Annotated in this window: 5 protein-coding genes; all 5 read left to right on the forward strand. The window is 70.0% G+C overall.

Annotated elements, in window-relative coordinates:
- Positions 1–747, forward strand: a 747-nt coding sequence (locus tag VIM26_RS03920) for an SDR family NAD(P)-dependent oxidoreductase (RefSeq protein ID WP_331949029.1), incomplete at its 5' end; no start/stop codon positions are given.
- A gap of 8 nt (positions 748–755) precedes the next feature.
- On the forward strand, positions 756–1,247 hold the full coding sequence (locus VIM26_RS03925) for an enoyl-CoA hydratase-related protein (protein ID WP_331949030.1): 492 nt from the start codon (positions 756–758) through the stop codon (positions 1,245–1,247).
- Entirely contained in the window at positions 1,244–2,404 is a 1,161-nt protein-coding gene (locus VIM26_RS03930) for an acyl-CoA dehydrogenase family protein (RefSeq protein WP_331949032.1), read from the forward strand. The genes VIM26_RS03925 and VIM26_RS03930 overlap by 4 nt, the downstream gene beginning before the upstream one ends.
- An 8-nt stretch (positions 2,405–2,412) precedes the next feature.
- Positions 2,413–3,462, forward strand: a complete 1,050-nt coding sequence (locus VIM26_RS03935; RefSeq protein WP_331949033.1) for an acyl-CoA dehydrogenase family protein — start codon at positions 2,413–2,415, stop codon at positions 3,460–3,462.
- Positions 3,463–3,470: 8 nt separating this feature from the next.
- Positions 3,471–3,998 carry an acyl-CoA dehydrogenase family protein gene (locus tag VIM26_RS03940; RefSeq protein ID WP_331949035.1) on the forward strand — a complete coding sequence of 176 codons (528 nt, stop codon included), beginning with the start codon at positions 3,471–3,473 and terminating at the stop codon, positions 3,996–3,998.
- The last annotated feature ends 166 nt before the right edge of the window (positions 3,999–4,164 follow it).

The raw sequence follows: 4,164 nt of genomic DNA on the forward strand, positions 1-4,164 counted from the left end.
GGGGTGCAGGGGCGTGCCGTCGTCGTCACCGGCGCCGGGCGCGGCCTGGGCCTTTCGCACGCGGTGAGCTTCGCGGCGCACGGCGCCCGGGTTATCGTCAACGACGTCGGTGCCGCGCGCGACGGGTCGGGCTCGGACCCGAGCCCGGCCGAGGAGGTGGTGGCCGAGATCGTCACGGCGGGAGGCCAGGCGGTCGCCGCCCAACACGATGTGAGCACGCCCTCCGGGGGTGCTGCAATCATCCAGACCGCGGTGGACGCATTCGGCCAAGTCGACGTCATCGTGAACAACGCGGGCATCCTGCGAGACGCCGCGTTCCACAAGATGACCCCGGAGCATTGGGAAGCCGTACGCCGAGTCCATCTAGACGGCAGCTTCCACGTGACCAGCGCCGCGTGGCCGCATCTACGCAAACAGGGGTTCGGCCGAGTCGTGATGACGAGTTCCGGCGCCGGCATCTACGGGAATTTCGCCCAGGCCAATTACGGAGCAGCCAAGCTCGGAATGATCGGTCTCATGAACGTCCTGGCCATCGAGGGCGCTCGATTCGGAATTACCGTCAACTCGATCGCCCCCGTACCCGCGACCCGGATGACTGACGGCCTTGTCGCGACCTCCGCCAGCCCCGACGAGTTGGACCCGGCCTGGATCTCCCCGATCGTCGTCTGGCTGGCCAGCGAGGAATGCGCGCTCACCGGGGAGATCGTGCGGGCGAGGGGCGGCCACTACGCGCATCCGCTCCCTTGAATCTCGAGGTGTCGACTTCGACCACGTCCCGACGGTTGGGCGTCGGCTGGAACCTTGCCCTCGCCTGCGACCTGATCGTCGCGACCGAGGACGCCTCCTTTTCGGCCCCCGTCGTCCAGCGTGGGCTCGTCCCCGACGGTGGCGCCGCCTGGTTCCTGATGCGGGCGCTGGGGCGCCCGCGGGCTGCGGAACTGCTGCTGCTAGGTGACCGGCTGACCGCCCGCTCGGCCGCAGGGCTGGGCCTGGTCAACCGGTTGACACCCGCCGGCGCTGCGCTCACCGAAGCGATCGAGCTGGCGGGGGGACTCGCCCGCGGCGCGCCCGACGCCCTGGTCCTGACCAAGACGCTCCTGGGCGCGGCGATGGACAGCACCTTCGAGCGCTATTTGGAGACCGAGTGGCTTTCGGCCGCGCCCGACTTGCTCGGTCCCGACGCGGCGGAGGGACGCGCGGCCTTCGTCGAGAAGCGGCCACCCGACTTCCGGCGAGGACACCTGTGAACGCACGGGCGCTGCGGCTCGCCCCGGCCACCCTGCCGCCCGGGGCGCTCAAGGTCCGCGAGGAGGTGCGCGACTTCCTCCGGGAGGAGCTCGACGCCGGGACGTTCACACCGCGCTGCGACGCCTGGCTGTCCGGCTTCTCCGCCGAGTTCAGCCGCCGTATGGGGGAACGCGGCTGGCTGGGCATGACCTGGCCGCGACAGTACGGCGGGGGCGAGCGTTCAGGGCTGGAGCGCTTCGTCGTCGTAGAGGAGGTGCTGGCTGCCGGAGCGCCCGTGGCCGCGCACTGGATCGCGGACCGGCAGAGCGGCCCGGCGCTCCTGCGTTACGGCACCGAGGAGCAGCGGTGCCAACTGCTGCCCGCCATCGCACGCGGCGAGTGTTTCATCGCGATCGGGATGAGCGAGCCGGACACCGGCTCCGATCTGGCCTCGGTGCGCACCAGAGCCGTTCCCGACGGCGATGCCTGGCGGGTCACCGGTACCAAGGTCTGGACCAGCCAAGCGCACCGCTCACACTACATGATCGCGCTGTGCCGGACCTCCCCGGCCGATGAGGATGACCGGCACGCGGGTCTCAGCCAGTTCATCGTCGACCTGCACGCCCCCGGTGTGCAAATCAACCCGATCAGGCTGCTCGACGGCGAGCACCACTTCAACGAGGTGGTGCTTCAAGATGTTCAGGTTCCGGCCTCCATGGTTCTCGGGTCCACCGGTGCCGGCTGGGAGCAGGTCATCGCCGAGCTCGCATTCGAGCGTAGCGGCCCCGAGCGGTTCCTGTCCACCTTTCCGCTGCTCCGCGAGCTGGTCCACGTCGCCACGGCCGACCCCGACGTCAGGTTCCTGTCTGCGCTGGGGCGCCTCACCGCCCAGCTCATCACCCTGCGGCAGCTCTCCCTCCGGATCGCGGCCGCACTGGACCGCGGTGAGGCGCCCGACGTCGCGGCGGCATTGGTCAAGGACCTGGGTACCCGCTTCGAGAACGAGGTGATCGACGCGGTTCGGCTGGCCGTCCCCGTCGAGCCCTCCCTCGCCTCGGCGGTCCCGTTGGCCCGAACCTTCGCCGAGGCCGTGCTGCACTCGCCCGGGTTCACGCTGCGCGGCGGCACCACCGAGATCCTGCGCGGCATCGTCGCGAGGGGACTGGGACTGCGATGAGCGACCCGTTGGAGCAGACCATGCAACGGTTGCTGGCCGACCACTGCAGCCCTCAGGTCGTGGCCGCGGCCGAGGGGTCGTGGAGCGCGCCGCTGTGGGAGCGCCTAGAGCAGAGCGGGTTCACCACGGTCGGGGTGCCGGAGGATATGGGCGGATCCGGCGGGGATATCGTTGATGCCGCCACCATCGTACGGCTCGCTGCTCGGTACGCAGCCCCGGTGCCCCTGGCCGAGACGATCCTATTGGCCGGGTGGGCGTGCGAAGCCGCTGGCCTGCCGCTCCCGGCAGGTCCACTGACGGTCGCCATGGACAGCCCCGACGCTCCCCTCGTCGCCACCCGAACCATCTCCGGCTGGACGATTCGGGGTACCAGCAGGGGCGTGCCCTGGGCGCGCACCGCCACGCGGATCCTCGCGGTCGCCCACGCCGCCGGCGCCAACAACTGCATCGGTGCGCTCGTCGACCCGGCCCACTGCGAGCTGTCCTCGGGAATCAACCTCGCTGGCGAGCCCCGCGACGACGTCACCTTCCCCGACGTGGTCTTGTCTGCGGACGCGGTCGGCCTCTTCGACGGTGACCCAGCCGACGTGCTGCGCCACCGCGGCGCCCTGGCGCGCGCACTCCAGATCGCCGGGGCGCTCGAGGGCACCCTCGAGCTCACGATCCGTTACGCCACCGAGCGGACGCAGTTCGGACGGCCGATCGGGCGCTTCCAGGCCGTCCAGCACCAAGTGGCTCTGCTCGCGGGCGAAGTGGCCGCGGTGACGGCCGCAGCCGACGGCGCAGTCCGTGCAGTCGCTGGGGGTTACGGCAACCTTGCCGTGGCGGCCGCGAAGATCCGCGCCGGTATGGCGGCGGGGACAGCGGCCCGATTGGCCCACCAGGTACACGGTGCCATCGGCTTCACGCAGGAGCATCCGCTGCACCACCTCACGCGAAGGCTGTGGGCGTGGCGAGAAGAGTACGGTTCGGACGAACACTGGGCGATGGAGCTCGGCCGGGTCGTCGCACTCCACGGTCCCGAGGACATCTGGGCCCTGGTTACCTCAACGATGTAGGGAGCAGCATGGACCTAACGCTCGATGACCGCCAGCACGCCTTCCAGGCCGAGGTCCGCACCTGGCTGCGCCACCACGTGCCATCCGGGGCGCTCCCAGCCATCTACACCCAGAACGGCGTACAGGAACACCTGGCCTGGGAGCTTCAGTTGTACGAGGCCGGTTACGCCGCGCTGCACTGGCCACGCGAGTTCGGCGGTGGTGGTGCAGACCTCGTCACCCAGTCGATCTTTCAGGAGGAGTACCTGCTCGCCGGTGCCCCCGAGCGGTTGAACAAGGGCGAGGACACTCGGATGATCGGCGGGGGCGACAGCACCGACCGGCTCGCCGACCGTGCGGCGGTAGCCGCAGCCGCCGTCCTGGTCGGTATTGCCGCGCACCTAGTCGAGGTAACGGTGGGTTACGTGAAGCAACGTCATCAGTTCGGCCGACCGGTCGGCTCTTTCCAGGCGGTCAAGCACAAGCTGGCCGAGGCTCACCTCGCCGTCGAGATGGCCCGCCCGGCGGTCTGGGCGGCGGGCCTGAAGGGGGGCTAAATCCCGTCCAACTCGCGTGGCAGCGCGGGAAGCGCGGCCGGCTGGTAACCTGCCGGATGCTCCAACTCCTATTGCTGCTGCTGCGCACCCTTCTCACCACCGTCCGGTCCCGTCGTGAGGTCGCTTTCGAAAACCTTGTCCTCCGCCACCAGCTCCAGGTCGCCCT

The sequence above is a fragment of the Pengzhenrongella sp. genome, assembly GCF_036565025.1.
Classification (GTDB): Bacteria; Actinomycetota; Actinomycetes; order Actinomycetales; family Cellulomonadaceae; genus Pengzhenrongella.